The sequence below is a fragment of the Bacteroides sp. 1001136B_160425_E2 genome, assembly GCF_015559655.1.
Classification (GTDB): Bacteria; Bacteroidota; Bacteroidia; order Bacteroidales; family Bacteroidaceae; genus Bacteroides; species Bacteroides luhongzhouii.
Window position 1 is genome coordinate 342,594 of the sequence record NZ_JADMQH010000004.1, and the last position, 19,179, is coordinate 361,772.

The following is a 19,179-nucleotide window of genomic DNA, read 5'->3' on the forward strand; positions in this document are numbered from 1 at the left end:
CAAGGTTACATCAGTCCTTCTTAACCCAACCCGGATACTTGAAGTCACACTTCTGCCAGTTTTCGTTGATACGCACATAAGTATGCTTCTGCTTGTCCAGAATCCATTTCTGCAACACCTCTTCACGGCGTTTCTCCATCACAATTTCTTTCAGGTCCTGATAGTCTTCCGCAATGGTTGCTTTATGACCATTGATTTTTGCTTTCAACTTCACGATAGCACATACTTCTTTTCCATCTTTCTCATTAATCATTGTAAAGGCTTTGGAAATTTCACCTACATTCATCTTATCTATTACCTTAGCAACGTCTTGAGGAAGATCCTGCATCTGGAACTTAGAAGTAGTCACACCTGAATTTTCATTGATATTCACCATAATACCATGGTTGTTACGAGTATCCTTATCCTGTGAGATAACGGCAGCCGCATCATCAAATGTAAATTTGTTGGCACGAATATCATCGGCAATAGAATCCAGACGAGCACAAGCCTCGGTCAATTCTTTTTCCGATACTTTCGGGCGCAATAAGATATGGCGAGTATTGACACGGTCACCACGCTTTTCAATCAACTGGATAATGTGGTAACCAAATTCCGACTCTACAATCTTGGAAACTTTCTTCGGATCTTGCAAGCTGAATGCCACATTCGCATAAGCGGGGTCCATCATACCACGCCCCATGAATCCACATTCGCCACCTTTAATGGCAGATGCCTTGTCTTCCGAATACAAACGCGCCAATGTAGAAAAATCAATCTCACCTTTGGTCACACGCTCAGTATAATCACGCAACGTCTTTTTTACATCCTCAATCTCCGAGATAGGAATTTTCGGTTGTAAAGTAATGATCTGCACTTCCACTTGTGTCGGAATATAGGGAATACTATCCTGTGGAAGATCTTTGAAGTAACGGCGTACTTCTGCCGGAGTCACTTTAATTTCTCCCACCAGTTTCTGCTGCATCTTCTGAACGGTCAATCCGTCACGTGCATTATCACGCAAAGTCTCACGAATCTGGGTGGAAGTTTTATTGAAATACTCCTCCATCTTCTCTCTGGAACCGATCTGCTGGATGTACATGTTGGTCATCATATCCACACGCTGGATGATTTCCGCTTCGGAAACCTCGATACTGTCTAACTTTGCCTGATGCAGGAACAACTTCTGCACGGCAATCTCTTCAGGAATTACACAATAAGGATCGCCATCAAATCTGCGTCCATTATACAAGGCATCCATACGGGCCTCTTCTACATCTGATTTCAAAATAGCTTCGTCACCTACTACCCAAACTACTTCATCAACCACATTATCTTGTGCATAGGTTGCCACATTAGCAAATATTGCCAGGACAAGGGTAACAACAAATCTAAAGTTCACAAACTTCTTCATTCTTTGTATTTAATAATTATATATAATCTTCTTCTTACTTACTGCCTGCTGATACAAGTCGTTCTTTACCTGTTCCATAAAGCTCACCCGTTTCTGATTAATCAGTAAGTCTTTCACTTCCGAACGGGCAAATTCATACGGTTTCTCTTCACCAATTCCGCGATAATCACTCACATTCAGGAAATAATAATATGCCGTATCTTTCAATTCTACCTGACGGTGTTTGTCTACATACTCTTCCGGTGCCTCTACTTTCAATGGAATCATATCCAATATATCAGTCACAGACACCCATTTGTCATAGAAGTATTCGTATTTCACCGCATTCTGCAAACTATATTTTTCCAGGCTCTCGACAGCATCCTGTTTTTCCGACTTATACCACCTGCGCACATTGTTCAGCTGGGGGGCCGTCAACGGCACTTTGATAAACAATCCCTTTATCAACGGGGTTTCCAGTTTAAACAGTTCTTTGTTTTTCCCGTAATATTCTGCAATCTCGTGTTCGGAAATATCATTCGACAACTTCTGGTTTATCAACTCCTGCTGATAAGTATGCATAATCAGCGCTTTCCGATAATTCTCCACCAGTTTGTCTACATCCACATTATCGGGAATATTGTTCGCAGCTTTCTCATATAATAAAATCTCTTCCGCCCAACTACGAATATAGTGTTCGGTGAAGAGAATACTATCATCTTTTGACAATCCGACCGGAAGCACGGACATCAAATCTTCTTTATATAAAAAGTTACCGTCCACCTCTACCAAAGGAGTCTTTCCTTTGTGGTCGCGCTGTTCTTTGCACGCTCCACAACCAAGAAGGGTAATCAGTAAGAGGACTAATATTCGCATTGGCAACTAAAATCTACTTATTTAAGGTACGAAGATAGTGAATAATCGGTTACATCAGTTATTATTAACTGTTTTTAAAACCTCTTGGTTTATTTCAACCTTACCAGACTCCCTCAATTCCCGTGCCCAGCACGTGTCAAGATAGCTTCGATAATCCTTCCGCACCTGATCAATCACTTCCCGATAATCATCCGGACCTTTCATTTTTTCGCCTACCACAATGGTAAAAGGATAAGACATTACAGGCTCAAAATCACCCTTCTTAAAAACCAGTTTATCTATATATTTATTGTCTCCGTCGGCAAAAATTCCTTGTTCAATCTGTATCTTTTCCGTCCCGGATGTATTAAAAGTTTGCCGAAGCTTGTCCGCCCACTCTTTTTCCGGCACTTTCTTCAGCATTTTTTTAGCTTGCTTTGCCGTCTTTTTATCAACACAATGGAGCACGACTCCCCTATATCGGGGACTCTCCCACCGATAATCCGACGAATGAAATTTGAAGTAGGTAACCAATCCGGCCCGATCATTAGTGGCAGGCAACTCTATTTTCTGCCGTGTGATTTCTTCCACCAGATAGTTTTCGTCAGATTCCCGCAAGGCATAACGAATTTCCGGATGCTTTTTATCTATATTCCAGCTTTCATAATCCAATAATGATTTAGCTATAAACCCTTCCAACTGCCGTTTGACAGCTTGAGGATGAGAAGACGCAAAACGCGTAAACATAGCTCCGGTATATGCCTGTCCATCAATCGTAAACAGATTTTGTTCTGTCCGGCCTTTCGTCAACAGTTCTTCTATTGCTGCCTGATTCGGGGTATACTGCCATGCCTTTTTCAATCGGTCGAGCATCTCTGCCGTACCTTTGTCTAAAATCTCCTTACGCCGTAACCGCTCTATCAACCTGCCACTGACATTTTCATAAGCCGATGTTTCCTCCCGGTCAATCACTTTCAAGATATGAATTCCTTCAGGAGTGAAGAAAGGCTGTGATACCGCATCTTTCGCCAAAGAGAAAGCAACATCCTCGAATTCACTCGTTGTCTCCAGACCTTCTATCCATCTACTCCGCTTATCATCCGAACAGTTTTCCACCAAACGGTTAAAATTCAAATCCGGCTGATTCTGTATCATCCGGTATATAGAGTCCATCCGGGCTTTTTCTTCTTCCAAATGACGGGAAGTAACCGTCTGCGGTAAACGTTTAAAAATTTGTATGACCTGCACCCGGCCGCTACGTGCTTTCAATCCCATCTTCTGATACAAGATACGGGCACAACTATCCATCACTTGTTTGTCAATCAGATAAGATTCTACCAATTCTGCCCGACGCTTCTCGTGTTGTTTACAGAAAACAGCAGTCGTATCAAGTCCGACAGCCCTGGCTGCTTCCACCTTCAATTTCGATTGAGCGAAAAGTGTCGCATATTCTTTTGGTGAAAGCCGGGCATTTGAGCGTTCCGCATAACAGCGATATGCATATTCAAATTCCGAACGGAGTATCTCTCTTCCGTTAACACGCATCAACACCGGATCTTCTTGAGCAAAGACCGCGACAGCAAAGAGAGAAATACATCCCAACAACAGGCTTCTTTTCATCATCATCTTTTTATTTTCCAAACAATAAACAACAAGCATCACAGAGGCAATAACAGATAAACAACAAACGGTGAACAGTGAACACCTTGCTGACAATACAGCCTGTTCACCGTTCACCGTTAATAGTTCACCGTATCTATCTATTATTCCGGACGGCTATAGTTAGGCGATTCACTAGTAATCGTCACGTCGTGCGGATGGCTTTCCATTACACCTGCATTGGTAATTCGGGTAAACTTAGCGTCGTGGAGTTTATCAATATTGGCAGCACCGCAGTATCCCATACCTGCACGCAAACCACCTGTCAATTGATAAACAACTTCGAAAAGTGTACCTTTATAAGGAACACGGGCAGCAATTCCTTCCGGAACAAGCTTCTTCACATCAGCAGTTCCACTCTGGAAGTAGCGGTCTTTCGAACCGTTCTCCATCGCTTCCAACGATCCCATACCACGATAGGATTTGAATTTACGACCATTGAAGATGATAGTGTCGCCCGGAGATTCTTCTGTTCCGGCAACCAATGATCCGATCATTACGCAATATCCACCGGCGGCCAACGCTTTTACTACGTCACCCGAATAGCGCAAACCACCATCGGCAATCAAAGGAATACCTGTACCCTTCAATGCTTTTGCTACATCATAAACAGCAGACAGCTGTGGAACACCTACACCGGCAACCACACGAGTGGTACAGATAGACCCCGGGCCGATACCTACTTTCACCGCATCCGCTCCTGCTTCTACCAAAGCTTTCGCAGCTTCTCCGGTAGCAATATTACCCACTACGATATCAATGTTCGGGAAGCGTTTTTTAGCTTCTTTCAGTTTTTCAATCACAAACATAGAGTGACCGTGAGCTGTGTCAATCACAATTGCATCCGCACCGGCATCTACCAATGCTTGCATACGATCCAGCGTATCGGCAGTCACACCTACACCGGCAGCTACACGCAAACGTCCTTTGGCATCTTTACAAGCCATCGGTTTATCTTTTGCTTTTGTAATATCTTTATAAGTGACAAGACCAATCAACTTTCCATCCATTCCAACAATCGGAAGTTTCTCAATCTTATGTTTCTGAAGAATCTGTGCTGCAGATTCCAGATCGGTAGACTGGTTTGTTGTTATCAATCTTTCTTTCGGAGTCATGACAAGATCAATATGTTTAGTCATGTCTCTTTCGAAACGCAAATCTCTGTTAGTAACAATACCAACCAAGTAACCTTCATCATCTACCACAGGGATACCACCGATTTTATACTCCGCCATGATGTCCAGTGCATCCTGCACAGTAGAACCTCTTTTAATAGTTACAGGATCATAAATCATACCATTTTCGGCACGTTTTACAATAGCAACTTGCCTTGCCTGTTCTTCGATAGACATATTTTTGTGAATCACACCGATACCGCCTTCACGAGCAATGGCAATAGCCATTTTCGCTTCGGTAACCGTATCCATGGCAGCCGTCACAAAAGGAATTTTTAACTCAATGTTTTTTGAAAACTTAGTCGAGAGATCGACAGTGCGCGGTAAAACTTCAGAATAAGCAGGGATCAACAATACGTCGTCGTAAGTTAACCCATCCATTACAATCTTATCAGCAATAAATGACATAGGGCTATGCGTTTAAAAATTATTGCGTGCAAATATACGGTTTTTATTCAAAACCGCATACCTGCACGCCTATTTTTTTCGCTTTTTTTTAATTAGCCATTTCAGAGATGAACTTAATACGTACCAAGCGAACTTCCTCTTCAGTGAAGTCATCGCCTAATTCATCAAGCGCATCATCAATCTTATCAGTGGTAGATTCCTTGAAATAATCGTAGATATCGAGCATATGATCTTCATCCATGATTTCTTCCAAGAAATAATCGATATTCAGTTTGGTTCCCGAATAGACGATAGCTTCTACCTCGTCCAGGAGCTCACCGAACTCAATTCCTTTGGAAAGAGCGATATCATCTAACGCCACTTTACGGTCAATAGCCTGAATGATAGCTACCTTCATCTTAGATTTATTGGCAACCGTACGTACCCGCAAGTCTTCGGGACGTTCTATTTCATTCTCTTCACAATGGCGTTTGATTAATTTACAGAACTCCTCACCATAACGTTTTGCTTTTCCGGCACCTACGCCCGGTATATTCTGCAACTCATCCAATGTCACCGGATAAATGGTAGCCATCGCTTCCAAAGACGGATCCTGGAAGATTACATAAGGCGGTACTTCCAGTTTCTTCGAGAGCTTCTTCCGCAAGTCCTTCAACATAGAATAAAGAGCAGGGTCTACCGCACAGGAACCACCGCCACGTGCCGGAACTTCTTCTTCCGTCTCTTCAAAGTCGTTATCTTCGGTAATCTTGAATGACTTCGGCTTCTTCAGGAACTTGTGTCCCTCTTCCGTTACTTTCAGGAGTCCGTAATGCTCCACATCCTTGCTCAAGTAACCCGCGATCAGCGCTTGACGAATCACTGCGTTCCATGTTTTATCCTCTTCACCCATACCGGAGCCGAAGACTTCGAGATCTTCATGCAAATGCGCCTGTACTTCGGAAGTTTCTTTACCTTGTAGTATGTCTATAATATAATCTGCCTTAAAATTTTCTTTCACCGCGATAATCGCTTCAATCACGGCACACAATAACTCTTGAGCCTCCACTTGTTTTTTAGGGTTTAAACAGTTGTCACAATTTCCACAATTCTCTTCCGTATATTCTTCACCGAAATAATGCAGCAACGTCTTGCGCCGGCATACGGAAGATTCGGCATAAGCAGCGGTTTCCAACAGAAGCTGCTTGCCAATTTCCTGCTCTGCCACAGGTTTTCCTTGCATGAACTTCTCCAGTTTCTGCAAGTCTTTGTTTGTATAAAAGGTTATGCACTGACCTTCACCGCCATCTCTACCGGCACGTCCGGTCTCCTGGTAATACCCTTCCAGACTCTTTGGAATATCGTAGTGAATCACAAACCTTACATCCGGCTTGTCGATTCCCATACCGAAAGCGATAGTTGCTACAATAACGTCCACTTTTTCCATCAGGAAATCATCCTGATTCTTAGTCCTGGTCAACGAATCCATTCCAGCATGATAAGGACGCGCATTGATACCGTTTGCCTGAAGGATTTCAGCAAGTTCCTCTACTTTTTTCCGGCTAAGGCAATAGATAATGCCCGATTTTTCCGGATTGTTTTTGATAAACTTGATAATATCCCTATCAATATTAGCGGTCTTCGCGCGTACCTCATAATAAAGGTTCGGACGGTTGAACGACGATTTGAAAACTTGAGCATCTACCATTCCCAGATTTTTCTGGATATCATGCTGCACCTTCGGTGTCGCTGTTGCGGTCAACGCAATCAACGGAGCCTTTCCTATTTCGTTGATAATAGGGCGAATCCGCCGATATTCCGGTCGGAAGTCATGTCCCCATTCAGAAATACAGTGAGCTTCGTCTACTGCATAGAACGAGATTTTCACCGAACGCAAAAATTCTACGTTTTCTTCTTTCGTCAGCGATTCCGGCGCCACATATAGCAATTTTGTCTTTCCGGCAAGGATGTCTGACCTCACTTGGTCTATCGCACCTTTGTTTAATGAAGAATTGATAAAATGGGCGACGCCATCTTCTTCACTGAAATTGCGCATTGCATCCACTTGATTCTTCATCAACGCAATAAGCGGAGAAATTACAATTGCCGTACCTTCCATCAAGAGCGAAGGTAGCTGATAGCATAAAGATTTCCCGCCACCGGTAGGCATCAGTACAAAGGTATCTTTACCATCGAGCAAGTTATCAATGATCGCTTCCTGGTTTCCCTTGAACTTATTAAATCCGAAATACTTCTTCAGTTCATCTGTTAAATTAATCTTCCCTGCCATCTTAACTTAGGTTGTTTTATTCAGTTCATGGTTTAACTTTAAGTACGTCCCTTTTTCAAGAGAGCCAAACAAAGTTATAAACAACTTCGTAATTACCAAGCAAAATGCGACTAATATTTTCAAGAAAATACAGTTACGATTATTTACTGCAGTCTTACTCTTTGATTTTAAGCGGTTTGTAGTCGTGCCATATTCGCTTTTTCCAGTTGCATCTTAGCATAATCCAGCGTCACTTCATACTCTTTTTTGTCCTCTGAAGGGATTTCAAACATGACATCCATCATGATTGTTTCCACAATTGAACGCAATCCACGGGCACCCAGCTTATATTCTACCGCCTTATCGACGATATATTCGAAGACAGCATCTTCAAATGTGAGCTTGATACCATCCATTTCAAACAGTTTGATGTACTGCTTGATGATAGAGTTTTTCGGTTCGGTGAGGATAGCACGAAGCGCATCCCGATCCAGCGGATTCAAATAGGTCAGTACCGGAAGACGACCGATAATTTCGGGAATCAGTCCGAATGACTTCAAATCCTGCGGAGCGATATACTGCATCATGTTATTCTTGTCCACCATCGCTGTTTTCTGCGATGCCGTATAACCTACGACATGTGTATTCAACCGTTGGGCGATCTTCTTTTCGATACCGTCGAAAGCGCCACCACAAATAAAGAGAATATTTTTGGTATTTACCGGAATCATCTTCTGGTCCGGATGCTTACGGCCACCCTGGGGAGGTACGTTCACAACAGAACCTTCGAGTAATTTCAGCAATCCCTGCTGTACACCTTCACCGCTCACATCGCGAGTGATGGAAGGGTTATCTCCTTTGCGGGCAATCTTGTCGATCTCATCGATAAACACAATACCCTGCTCTGCTTCAGGTACATTATAATCTGCCACCTGAAGCAAACGGGTTAAAATACTTTCGATATCTTCGCCTACATAACCGGCCTCTGTCAGCACCGTAGCGTCTACAATAGTAAACGGCACATGCAACAACTTAGCAATCGTACGTGCAAGCAACGTCTTTCCGGTTCCGGTACTACCTACCATAATAATGTTCGACTTTTCAATCTCCACATCATCCCCGCTGTCTTTTTGCAACAGACGCTTATAATGGTTATAGACCGATACGGAAAGGAAGCGTTTCGCATCATCCTGTCCGATCACATACTGGTCGAGGAATTTCTTGATTTCTACCGGTTTGGGCAGTTCTTTTAAATTGAGTTTGGTAGCTCCCGCGCTTTTCTTGCCTTCGCCCAATGCTTCCTGAGTGATCTCATAAGCCTGGGTAGCACAGCTGTCGCAGATATAGCCGTTCATTCCCGTAATCAGGAATCCGACTTCATTCTCCGACCGTCCACAGAAGCTACACCTTTTCTTTGTCTTTGAATCAGCCATTTTTATTTCTTAATCAATACCTCATCAATCATACCGTATTCTTTCGCTTCCTGAGCTGTCATCCAGTAGTCGCGGTCAGAGTCCGCCCATACTTTATCGAAATCAGTATGCGAATGATCGGCGATGATCGTATAAAGTTCTTTCTTCAATTTCTGAATCTCACGAGCTGTGATTTCAATGTCCGACGCTTGTCCTTGCGCACCACCCATCGGTTGGTGAATCATCACACGTGAGTGAGGCAACGCCGAACGTTTGCCTTCAGCACCGGCAACAAGCAGTACAGCTGCCATTGAAGCTGCCATACCTGTACAGATTGTAGCAACATCACTTGAAATAAACTGCATCGTATCATAAATACCTAGTCCGGCATATACACTTCCACCCGGAGAGTTGATATAGATAGAGATATCCTTACCCGGATCAACAGAATCCAGATACAGCAACTGTGCCTGAAGCGTATTCGCTGTATAGTCATCTACTTGTGTACCGAGGAAAATGATGCGGTCCATCATCAAACGGGAGAAAACATCGAGTTGAGTAACGTTCAACTGTCTTTCTTCCAGAATATAGGGATTCAAATACCCGGCCTGCGATTTAATCACATCATCCAATACCATGCCATTCATTCCTAAATGCTTGGTTGCGTATTTTCTAAAATCATCCATGTTAATTGTTCCTTTCTTATAAATTAAAAATAAACGTAAGTACAAAGAAACGAAAAAGAATACAGAGACACAAAAAAACACAGAGTTATAATTTTATAAAAACTCTGTGTTTCTGTGACTTTATATTCTATTCAACCGAATGATTATTCAAACAGCTTATTGAATTCTTCGATCGAAACGTTCTTGTTTTCCAAAGTAACCTGCGCTTTCAAAGCAGCAGCCAGCTTCACTTCTACAACACGACTTACCAGATTATTGATAGTTTCTTTCTTCTTCAACATCTCCTGTGCATAGTTGTCAAGCACATCATCAGGGATAGACAACATACCGTATTGAGCAAACTGTGCCTTCGTTGTTTCTCTAGCCATCTTCAGAACATCTTCCTGTTCTACTTTGATATCGTTTGCTTCAACCAACTGCTCCTTAATCAGGTGCCAAGTCAATTCCTCGATGCTCTTATCATAGTTTTCAGCAACATATTCTTCACCCTTTTCTTCGTTGTTCAGCAACATGATACGTTTCAGCAGAGCGTCAGAGAATTCCAACTTACCTACTTTTCCCATCATCACTTTGCGAATATCGATCAGGAACTTATAATCGCTGTCAGCAACAAATCTTGCTGCCATTTCTTCTTTAATCTTAGCGCGGAATTCTTCTTCAGTCTTCACAACACCTTCGCCGAATGCCTGGTCGAACACTTCCTGTGTCAATTCACCCGGAACAAAACGAGTGATTTCTTCTACCTGGAAGCTGAAGTCAGACTTAACGTCTTTCGCGATTTCCTTGTCGATCTTCAACAAAGAACCCAGTTCTGCAGCATGTCCGTCATAAGCAACATTCGGATTGAACACCAATACATCATTTACTTTTGCATTAGCAAAAATAGCTTTCTGATCGTCATTCTTCATATAAGCAGGCATCAACACAGCAGCTTCTACCTGAATACCACCTTCTTTTGTATTACCTTCTTCGTCCAACTGTGCCAGCAGACCTTTCAGCATATCATTATCTTCGTAGGCGTCTACCTTATCATACTTGCCAGTGCGTTGAGTGTACATCTTCACCTGGTTGTCGATCATTTCTTCAGAAACTTCGATAGAATAATAATCTACTTTATCTTTAGTGCTTACTTCTGCTTTAAATTCAGGTGCCAAAGCGATATCGAACACGAAATCGAATTCTTCCATTGTATCGAAATCAATATTCTGTTGCTTTTCTTCATTAGGCAACGGCTCGCCCAGCATATTCACCTTATTTTCTCTAATATAATTGTAAACAGCTTCTTGCAATGCCTTATTCACAACTTCTGCAATCACCGATTTACCATACATCTTTTTAATAAGACTTGTCGGCACCATACCTTTACGGAATCCTGGAATCTGTGCCTTCTGACGGAGTGATTTCAACTCTTTGTCTACTTTCTCCTGATAATCTGCTTTCTCAAGCTTTACAGTAAGCTCTGCGCTTACTTTGTCAATGTTTTGTAATGAAACGTTCATTCTGACAATTATTTATTTGATTTATACTTTGTTCTATACTCAAAGAGGGTGCAAAATTAGTGCTAATCTTTCAAATTTCAAAAGACATTGCAGATTTATTTCAGCAACGCCACCCATCTTTCACACATCTTTTATTAATATTCCACTGATATTCCATCCATTAACTATATAAAATCCCCATCACCCCGCCCGCCAGGTTCCCCCGGCCTACTTTTTTCTCCGTCAAGCGAGCGCCCGTAACGAAGCGTCAAAAAGGGCAGACTGTTTGAGCGTAGCGAGTTTCTGCCCTTTAGCGCAGTGAAGGAAGCGAGTAGGAGAAAAAAGTCAGCCTTGAACTTTTCTTTGGTTCTTTCTTTTCTTTCAAGAGAAAAGGAAAGAACTTTTTTCTGATAATCCGCAAATTAACCTTCCAAAAAGATGGTTAATCCAAAAATTATTCTTTTCTTTGTTGCGGATTGATGGAGCATTAGTTTCTCGATTTGATTACAAGGTTTTTACTTCCGTTACAAAAACGCATCTGTAAACTCTCTGTCGTTTTAATCTTTTTATTAGTAACCATCTATCCAGAGAGTTTTATTCATTTATTTATTTTTTATCATTTTCATTATGAACATTTATGTTGGAAACCTTAACTACCGTGTTAAGGAAGGAGATCTGCAACAAGTGATGGAAGATTACGGAGCAGTATCATCAGTTAAAGTTGTTATGGACCGTGAAACCGGTAAATCCAAAGGATTCGCTTTCATCGAAATGGAAGACGACGCTGCAGCTGCAAAAGCTATTGCTGAATTGAACGGAGCTGAATACATGGGCCGTACAATGGTAGTTAAAGAAGCTAGACCTAGAGCTTAATTGCCGACGCTAATATAGCTAAGAAAAAAAGAAACTTCTGTCACCCGATGACAGAAGTTTTTTTATTACCCTTCCATTCCCTGCACTTCCACGTCCTTCACCTTACGGAGCAAGTCTGAAGCAAAGATAAAGTTATTCAGTCGTTCGTTGGTAGAGGTAAAGATATCATCTTTTGTCCCTTCCCACTCTTTATGTCCTTCATAAATATAAATCACCTTCTCGCCAATTCCCAATACAGAGTTCATATCATGCGTATTGATAATGGTCGTCATGTTATATTCCTGAGTAATATCATGGATAAGATCATCAATAACCAATGACGTTTTCGGATCGAGTCCCGAGTTCGGTTCATCACAAAACAAATATTGCGGATTCAGGGCAATCGCACGTGCAATAGCCACACGCTTCTGCATACCCCCGCTGATTTCTCCCGGAAACTTATCTTTCGCTTCCCCCAGATTCACACGATCCAAGCAGAACATCGCCCGTTTGGTACGGTCACGCAAAGTATCATTGCTAAACATATTCAGCGGAAACATCACATTGTCCAACACCGTCATCGAGTCAAACAGAGCCGCACTCTGGAAAATCATCCCCATCTCCTTGCGAAGCATCTTTTTCTCCTTCTTCCCCATCAAGACAAGGTTACGTCCGTCATATAAGACTTCCCCCTTCTCCGGAGTAAGCAATCCTACAATACACTTCATCAACACTGTCTTACCGGAGCCACTCTGACCGATAATCAAATTCGTCTTTCCATTTTCAAAACTAGCATTGATATCACTCAATACTGTTTTATCATCAAATGATTTATAAAGTCCTTTAATCTCAATCATCCCATCAGAAGTTTAGTTAATATCAAGTCCGCAAACAGAATCAATACACTGCTGGATACTACGGCATCCGTAGAAGCCTTTCCCACAGCAATCGATCCACCATCTACCGTATATCCGAAGAAAGCCGACACACTTGCAATAATAAACGCGAAAAAGAGGGATTTGATGATACCGGCCCAAATAAACCACTCCACAAACATATATTGCAATCCATACTCCAGATCGACCGCATTCATAACCCCGGCAAACCAACACGTGCAAAAGGCACCGATAATTCCGGCAAAGATACTGAACGTCACTAAAATAGGAATCACAGTTACCATCGCCGTAATCTTAGGCAGAATCAGGTAGTTCGCCGAATTGATACCCATAATTTCGAGCGCGTCAATCTGCTGCGTCACCCGCATCGTTCCTAATTCCGAAGCGATATTCGAACCTACTTTCCCCGCAAGAATCAAACACATGATAGAGGAAGAAAATTCCAGCAACATAATTTCACGTGTCACATATCCCACTGTCCAGCGAGGCATCCATGGACTTTCGATATTCAACTTGATCTGGATGGTAATAACCGCGCCGATGAAAAACGAAATCAACAGCACGATGCCGATGGAGTTCACACCTAATTGCTCCAACTCGTTAAGGTATTGCCGGAAAAACATACGCATACGTTCAGGACGGGAAAAAGTCCGTCCCATCAGCATGAAATATCTCCCGACGGTTCTCAATGCTTTTATCATAACTCACACTATTTGTCTGCAAATGTACATTATTTCAGCTTATTTTTACTACATTTGCCGCAAAATAACTAGAATATGGAAGAAAGCAAGATGGTGCTCCGCACGGAAGACCTGGTTAAGAAGTACGGTAAACGAACCGTTGTGAGCCACGTTTCCATCAATGTGAAGCAAGGTGAGATTGTAGGTTTGCTGGGACCGAACGGTGCCGGTAAGACGACTTCATTCTATATGACTGTAGGGCTGATTACTCCTAATGAAGGACGTATTTTCCTCGACGACCTGGAGATTACCAAATATCCGGTTTACAAACGCGCACAAACGGGAATCGGCTACCTTGCACAGGAAGCTTCCGTTTTCCGCCAGATGAGTGTGGAAGATAATATCGCCGCTGTACTGGAAATGACTAACAAACCCAAAGAATACCAAAAGGAAAAACTTGAAAGTCTGATAGCAGAATTCCGTCTGCAAAAGGTACGCAAAAACAAAGGAAACCAATTGTCCGGAGGTGAACGCCGCCGTACGGAGATTGCCCGTTGTCTTGCCATCGACCCCAAATTCATCATGCTTGACGAACCTTTTGCCGGTGTAGACCCGATTGCCGTAGAAGATATCCAGCAAATTGTATGGAAACTGAAAGACAAGAATATCGGAATCCTGATTACCGACCACAACGTACAAGAGACACTTAGTATCACTGACCGCGCCTATCTGTTGTTCGAAGGAAAGATTCTTTTCCAGGGAACACCGGAAGAATTATCGGAGAATCAGATTGTGCGCGAAAAATACTTGAGTAACAGCTTCGTTTTACGTCGTAAAGACTTCCAGTTGGAGAAATAGATTCACCACAGAGGACACAGAGTTTTATTTTATAAGAAGACACGGATTGCCCCAATATATATTTATATAGTTGAGACAGTCCGTGTCTTTGATTTATTATTTCTCTGTGTCCTCTGTGGTGAATCTTATTTCTGTCGAATATAAATATTAATCGGAGTACCTGTCAGATTCCATTTCTCACGCATCTTATTTTCGAGGAAGCGTTTGTACGGATCCTTCACATACTGCGGCAAGTTGGCAAAATAGACAAATGAAGGCACCTGCGTATTCGGCAACTGTGTGATATATTTAATCTTGATATACTTACCTTTATTTGAGGGAGGCGGATAAGCCTCGATCAACGGAAGCATTTCTTCATTCAAACGAGCCGTCGGAATTTTTGTCGTCCGGTTCTCATATACATTACGTGCTTCTTCCAGCACTTTTAGAATACGTTGTTTAGTCAATGCAGAAGCAAAGATGATCGGAAAATCGACAAACGGAGCAAAACGTGAACGGACAGCTTCCTCAAATGTCTTCTGCACTTTCACTGATTTATCTTCCACCAAGTCCCATTTATTAATCACGACTACCAATCCTTTCTGGTTCTTTTGTATCAGAGAGAAGATATTCAAGTCCTGGCTCTCAACACCCCTCGTTGCATCCAACATCAGAATACAAACATCAGAGCCTTCGATGGCACGAATCGAACGAATCACTGAATAATATTCCAAGTCTTCATTTACCTTGTTTTTCTTACGGATACCTGCCGTATCTACCAGGTAAAAATCAAATCCGAATTTATTGTAACGAGTATAGATCGAGTCACGGGTAGTTCCTGCAATTTCTGTCACGATATTACGTTCTTCCCCAATAAAGGCGTTTACAATGGAAGACTTGCCGGCATTCGGACGTCCTACTACAGCAAAACGGGGAATATCATCATCCAAGATTTCAGAAGACTCCTTCTTGAAATTGCTGACAATCAAATCCATCAAATCACCCGTACCACTTCCTGTCATGGCAGAAACACAATACGGATCGCCCAATCCCAATTTATAAAACTCGGGAGCGTTATACTGTAAATCATGATTATCCGTTTTATTGGCAACCATAATCACCGGACTATTAGCACGGCGCAGAATAGCCGCTACCTGCATATCCAAATCGGTCACTCCATTCATCACATCCACAACGAATAAAATAACGTCCGCTTCATCCACTGCCAATAATACCTGCTTACGGATTTCCTCTTCAAAAACATCATCCGAATTAACCACCCATCCGCCGGTATCCACCACGGAGAACTCACGACCCAGCCACTCGGATTTACCATATTGCCTGTCGCGGGTTGTACCCGCTTCTTCATTCACAATAGCCTGACGAGTCTTCGTCAGACGGTTAAATAAGGTAGACTTGCCCACATTCGGGCGTCCTACAATTGCAACTAAATTACCCATAGTTCAATACCTTGTTTTTTCACGACTATCGCAGTCGCATGAATACTCTTAATCTAACTGATAACCAAAATTACGCAGCTCCTTATCCGAACTACGCCAATCTTTATCTACTTTCACATACGTTTCAAGGAAAATAGTCTTTCCAAAGAAACGTTCCAGTTCGCGGCGAGCCTCGGTAGCTACCTTCTTCAACGCCTTGCCCTGTTTACCGATAATAATTCCTTTCTGCGAATCACGTTCCACGTTAATCACCGCACGAATATGAATCTTCTTCGGCTCTTCCTTAAACTCCTCTACGACAACTTCCACCGAATAGGGAATCTCCTTGTCGTAGTAGAGCAGAATCTTTTCCCGGATAATCTCATTCACGAAGAAACGGGCAGGCTTGTCCGTCCACTGATCCTTTCCAAAATAAGGAGGAGAATCGGGCAACAGTTCTTTGATTCGCTTCATCACATAGTCCACATTGAACTTCGATGTAGCAGAAATCGGAATAATTTCGGCTTGGGGAAGCAATTCTGTCCAATCTTCCACCAGCTTTACCAGTTTTTCCTGATCTGTAAGATCTATCTTATTGATGAGCAAAAGCACAGGCACCGTCATCTGACGTACCTTCTCCATAAACTCATTATTCTTATCCGGCGTCTCCACCACGTCAGTCACATAAAGCAAGATATCCGCATCCGTCAATGCCGAAGTAGAAAAATTCAGCATCGACTCCTGTAATTTATAATTGGGCTTCAATACTCCCGGAGTATCAGAAAAAACAATCTGCATTTCATCCGTATTATAGATTCCCATAATCCGGTGACGAGTTGTCTGCGCCTTGAAGGTAGCAATCGAAATACGTTCGCCTACCAAAGCATTCATCAATGTCGATTTTCCGACATTCGGATTTCCTACAATGTTTACAAAACCTGCTTTATGCATTTCTCTTCATTTTATTGGTTGAGACAAAAAAACGCATCGAATCGAAATAGGATGCGTTTTTGAGTGTTATAGTTCAGTAACTTACGTTACGATTCCTTCTTTCCGTCATAACCCCATTTCACGTAAACTGCGCCCCATGTAAATCCGGCACCGAATGCAGTGAAAATGATATTATCACCTTTCTTGAGTTTATCTTCATAATCCCAGATACACAGAGGAAGAGTAGCGGCACTTGTATTACCGTAATGCTCAATATTTACCAACACTTTATCCATTGGCACCTCCATACGGTGAGCCACGGCTTCGATAATACGGACATTCGCCTGATGCGGAACAATCCAGTTGATACTATCTTTCGTCAGACCATTCTTTTCTGCAATAGCTGCAGACACATCCGACATGTTGGATACAGCATATTTAAACACTGTTCTTCCTTCCTGGTGCAAATAGTGCATTTTATTGTCTACTGTGAAATAAGACGGAGGACAAACCGAACCACCAGCTTTCATGTGGAGGAAAGGCAATCCTTTGCCATCAGTTCTCAGTATCGAATCCATGATTCCGTAATCTTCCGTAGTCGGTTCCACCATAAAGGCAGCAGCGCCGTCACCGAAGATAGGGCATGTAGCACGATCTGTATAGTTAACCATTGACGACATCTTATCGGCACCGACAATGATAATTTTCTTATATCTTCCCGAACGGATGAAATTAGCTGCTGTCTCCATCAAATACAGAAAACCACTACAAGCAGCCTGCAAATCGAAGGCAAACGCATTCTTCAGTCCGAGTTTATCACAAAGAATAGAAGCTGTAGAAGGGAAGTGATAGTCAGGAGTAGTGGTAGCAACAACAACCAAATCAATGTCATCAGGATTAGCACCGGTTTTCTTCATCAACTGTTTGGCAGCTTTGCGTGCCATGTATGAACTACCTAATCCTTCCTCATTCAGAATATGTCTTTCCTTTACTCCGATACGAGTCATAATCCATTCGTCGTTGGTATCTACCATTTTTGATATCTCGTCGTTAGTTAAGATATAATCGGGAACGTACCCGCCGACTCCTGTGATTACTGCATTTATTTTTTCCATCAAACCTATTTTAAATTAGCAATACTATAATACTTAAAGCAGCCGGAGAGCTTTACCCTCAGGCTGTTTTCAGTATAACTGTACTAATTATACAGCTGCTTCTTTCTCAATAGCGAGCTTACCTCTGTAATAGCCACAAGCGCCACATACTGTGTGGTAAACGTGCCATTCGCCGCAATTCGGACAAATAGCCAATGTAGGAGCTACTGCCTTATCATGAGTTCTTCTCTTCGCTTGTCTCGTACTTGATTGTCTTCTCTTAGGATGTGCCATTTTCTTAAAACTTTAATTATTATCTAATATTTTTTTTAATTCATTCCAGCGAGGATCAATTTGTTCCTCCACTTCTTCCTCAATTACGATGTCATCTCCACCTGTGTCGAAAGTATCATCGCTATCCTCATTCGCATTTGTTTTCAAATGCTTGTTCAATTTACTAGTTACCGCTTTATTACACTTGCCGGGAGCATGTACATGCTTCATCGGAATAGACAGCGCAACAAATTCATACATGAACCATGCAACGTTGATTTCCCCTTCTTCCTCGGGAATCACGATCAGGTTGTCACCTTCTTCTGCATATTCATGACCAAACTTTACCATCAGTTTATCAGAAGAACTGATAGGTAACTCCATATCATCCAGACAACGGTCGCATGGTACCCATACCATTCCGTCAGTTTGGAAACTCAGCTCGAAAGCACGAGAGGTTCTTTTCACAGTCAATGTAACATTGACTTTTCCTTTCTGAACTTCAGGACCATCAATGTGAGCGAAGTAAAGGTTATCCAATACAAACTCATACTTAGCGGAGTCTGCTTGCATACCTTTCAAGTCAATTTTGTATTTATCAAATTTTCCCAAAGCTTCTCTCTTTTTTAAATCGTTAGCTTACAATTCGGGCGACAAAGATACAAATAAATATCCTCATAACATACAAATTATCAGTAAATATTCACTTTTTTAATAGGTATTATGAGGTTTGCATCTGTTAAAAAGGGCGGTATAAATACCAGAGTAATAAAAAAACAGAAAGCCTCGCCCGTCAATAGACAAGCGAGGCTTCTTAAAAACGGCGGCTACCTACTCTCCCACTGTTACGCAGTACCATCGGCGTGACGAGGCTTAACTTCTCTG

17 protein-coding genes are annotated in these 19,179 nt (G+C 42.2%); 2 read left to right on the top strand and 15 right to left on the bottom strand.

Features of this window, described 5'->3' with window-relative positions:
• Positions 1–10: 10 nt before the first annotated feature.
• From I2I04_RS05890 to tig, 8 genes are all read right to left on the bottom strand, one after another.
• Positions 11–1,393, bottom strand: a complete 1,383-nt coding sequence (locus I2I04_RS05890) for a peptidylprolyl isomerase (RefSeq protein WP_143258986.1) — start codon at positions 1,391–1,393, stop codon at positions 11–13.
• Positions 1,394–1,402: 9 nt separating this feature from the next.
• Positions 1,403–2,248, bottom strand: a complete 846-nt coding sequence (locus tag I2I04_RS05895; protein ID WP_143258985.1) for a peptidyl-prolyl cis-trans isomerase — start codon at positions 2,246–2,248, stop codon at positions 1,403–1,405.
• Between the two features lie 54 nt (positions 2,249–2,302).
• The gene (locus I2I04_RS05900; RefSeq protein ID WP_195654590.1) at positions 2,303–3,847 is read right to left on the bottom strand and encodes a peptidylprolyl isomerase; all 1,545 of its coding nucleotides are present in this window, start codon (positions 3,845–3,847) and stop codon (positions 2,303–2,305) included.
• Between the two features lie 143 nt (positions 3,848–3,990).
• Positions 3,991–5,469: an IMP dehydrogenase gene (guaB, locus tag I2I04_RS05905; protein ID WP_143258984.1), complete on the bottom strand. Its 1,479-nt coding sequence runs from the start codon at positions 5,467–5,469 to the stop codon at positions 3,991–3,993.
• Between the two features lie 88 nt (positions 5,470–5,557).
• Positions 5,558–7,738, bottom strand: a complete 2,181-nt coding sequence (gene recQ, locus I2I04_RS05910) for a DNA helicase RecQ (RefSeq protein WP_143258983.1) — start codon at positions 7,736–7,738, stop codon at positions 5,558–5,560.
• Positions 7,739–7,905: 167 nt separating this feature from the next.
• Positions 7,906–9,150, bottom strand: coding sequence for an ATP-dependent Clp protease ATP-binding subunit ClpX (gene clpX, locus I2I04_RS05915; RefSeq protein WP_143258982.1), 1,245 nt, complete (start codon positions 9,148–9,150; stop codon positions 7,906–7,908).
• A 2-nt stretch (positions 9,151–9,152) separates the two neighbouring features.
• Complete coding sequence (gene clpP, locus I2I04_RS05920; protein ID WP_004297164.1) at positions 9,153–9,815, bottom strand: ATP-dependent Clp endopeptidase proteolytic subunit ClpP; 663 nt, start codon at positions 9,813–9,815, stop codon at positions 9,153–9,155.
• Positions 9,816–9,958: 143 nt separating this feature from the next.
• On the bottom strand, positions 9,959–11,314 hold the full coding sequence (gene tig, locus I2I04_RS05925; RefSeq protein ID WP_195654585.1) for a trigger factor: 1,356 nt from the start codon (positions 11,312–11,314) through the stop codon (positions 9,959–9,961).
• A gap of 606 nt (positions 11,315–11,920) precedes the next feature.
• On the opposite strand from tig, the gene I2I04_RS05930 reads away from it, so the two are divergent.
• Entirely contained in the window at positions 11,921–12,166 is a 246-nt protein-coding gene (locus I2I04_RS05930) for an RNA recognition motif domain-containing protein (RefSeq protein ID WP_004297160.1), read from the top strand.
• A 65-nt stretch (positions 12,167–12,231) separates the two neighbouring features.
• Here the strand turns inward: I2I04_RS05930 and I2I04_RS05935 are convergent, their stop codons facing one another.
• Positions 12,232–13,002, bottom strand: a complete 771-nt coding sequence (locus I2I04_RS05935; protein ID WP_143258980.1) for an ABC transporter ATP-binding protein — start codon at positions 13,000–13,002, stop codon at positions 12,232–12,234.
• The gene (locus tag I2I04_RS05940) at positions 12,999–13,742 is read right to left on the bottom strand and encodes an MlaE family ABC transporter permease (RefSeq protein ID WP_004308627.1); all 744 of its coding nucleotides are present in this window, start codon (positions 13,740–13,742) and stop codon (positions 12,999–13,001) included. The genes I2I04_RS05935 and I2I04_RS05940 overlap by 4 nt, the downstream gene beginning before the upstream one ends.
• 75 nt (positions 13,743–13,817) lie before the next feature.
• On the opposite strand from I2I04_RS05940, the gene lptB reads away from it, so the two are divergent.
• Positions 13,818–14,579 carry an LPS export ABC transporter ATP-binding protein gene (gene lptB / locus I2I04_RS05945; protein WP_004308626.1) on the top strand — a complete coding sequence of 254 codons (762 nt, stop codon included), beginning with the start codon at positions 13,818–13,820 and terminating at the stop codon, positions 14,577–14,579.
• A gap of 125 nt (positions 14,580–14,704) precedes the next feature.
• On the opposite strand, the gene der is transcribed toward lptB, so the two are convergent.
• The 5 genes from der to I2I04_RS05970 all read right to left on the bottom strand — a co-directional run bounded on the left by der (position 14,705) and on the right by I2I04_RS05970 (position 18,906).
• Positions 14,705–16,018 (bottom strand): ribosome biogenesis GTPase Der, encoded by a 1,314-nt coding sequence (der, locus tag I2I04_RS05950; protein WP_143258979.1) that lies wholly within the window; start codon positions 16,016–16,018, stop codon positions 14,705–14,707.
• A 48-nt stretch (positions 16,019–16,066) separates the two neighbouring features.
• Positions 16,067–16,948, bottom strand: a complete 882-nt coding sequence (era, locus tag I2I04_RS05955) for a GTPase Era (RefSeq protein WP_143258978.1) — start codon at positions 16,946–16,948, stop codon at positions 16,067–16,069.
• An 86-nt stretch (positions 16,949–17,034) separates the two neighbouring features.
• Positions 17,035–18,042, bottom strand: a complete 1,008-nt coding sequence (locus I2I04_RS05960; protein ID WP_143258977.1) for a beta-ketoacyl-ACP synthase III — start codon at positions 18,040–18,042, stop codon at positions 17,035–17,037.
• A gap of 87 nt (positions 18,043–18,129) precedes the next feature.
• On the bottom strand, positions 18,130–18,315 hold the full coding sequence (gene rpmF, locus I2I04_RS05965; protein ID WP_004296852.1) for a 50S ribosomal protein L32: 186 nt from the start codon (positions 18,313–18,315) through the stop codon (positions 18,130–18,132).
• A 12-nt stretch (positions 18,316–18,327) separates the two neighbouring features.
• On the bottom strand, positions 18,328–18,906 hold the full coding sequence (locus tag I2I04_RS05970; RefSeq protein ID WP_004313594.1) for a YceD family protein: 579 nt from the start codon (positions 18,904–18,906) through the stop codon (positions 18,328–18,330).
• Positions 18,907–19,179: the final 273 nt, after the last annotated feature.

Excerpts from the sequence above, each read along its gene's own strand:
- I2I04_RS05890 (WP_143258986.1), bottom strand. The coding sequence starts at position 1,393 with ATGAAGAAGTTTGTGAACTTTAGATTTGTTGTTACCCTTGTCCTGGCA.
- I2I04_RS05895 (WP_143258985.1), bottom strand. The coding sequence starts at position 2,248 with ATGCGAATATTAGTCCTCTTACTGATTACCCTTCTTGGTTGTGGAGCG.
- I2I04_RS05900 (WP_195654590.1), bottom strand. The coding sequence starts at position 3,847 with ATGAAAAGAAGCCTGTTGTTGGGATGTATTTCTCTCTTTGCTGTCGCG.
- guaB (WP_143258984.1), bottom strand. The coding sequence starts at position 5,469 with ATGTCATTTATTGCTGATAAGATTGTAATGGATGGGTTAACTTACGAC.
- recQ (WP_143258983.1), bottom strand. The coding sequence starts at position 7,738 with ATGGCAGGGAAGATTAATTTAACAGATGAACTGAAGAAGTATTTCGGA.
- clpX (WP_143258982.1), bottom strand. The coding sequence starts at position 9,150 with ATGGCTGATTCAAAGACAAAGAAAAGGTGTAGCTTCTGTGGACGGTCG.
- clpP (WP_004297164.1), bottom strand. The coding sequence starts at position 9,815 with ATGGATGATTTTAGAAAATACGCAACCAAGCATTTAGGAATGAATGGC.
- tig (WP_195654585.1), bottom strand. The coding sequence starts at position 11,314 with ATGAACGTTTCATTACAAAACATTGACAAAGTAAGCGCAGAGCTTACT.
- I2I04_RS05930 (WP_004297160.1), top strand. The coding sequence starts at position 11,921 with ATGAACATTTATGTTGGAAACCTTAACTACCGTGTTAAGGAAGGAGAT.
- I2I04_RS05935 (WP_143258980.1), bottom strand. The coding sequence starts at position 13,002 with ATGATTGAGATTAAAGGACTTTATAAATCATTTGATGATAAAACAGTA.
- I2I04_RS05940 (WP_004308627.1), bottom strand. The coding sequence starts at position 13,742 with ATGATAAAAGCATTGAGAACCGTCGGGAGATATTTCATGCTGATGGGA.
- lptB (WP_004308626.1), top strand. The coding sequence starts at position 13,818 with ATGGAAGAAAGCAAGATGGTGCTCCGCACGGAAGACCTGGTTAAGAAG.
- der (WP_143258979.1), bottom strand. The coding sequence starts at position 16,018 with ATGGGTAATTTAGTTGCAATTGTAGGACGCCCGAATGTGGGCAAGTCT.
- era (WP_143258978.1), bottom strand. The coding sequence starts at position 16,948 with ATGCATAAAGCAGGTTTTGTAAACATTGTAGGAAATCCGAATGTCGGA.
- I2I04_RS05960 (WP_143258977.1), bottom strand. The coding sequence starts at position 18,042 with ATGGAAAAAATAAATGCAGTAATCACAGGAGTCGGCGGGTACGTTCCC.
- rpmF (WP_004296852.1), bottom strand. The coding sequence starts at position 18,315 with ATGGCACATCCTAAGAGAAGACAATCAAGTACGAGACAAGCGAAGAGA.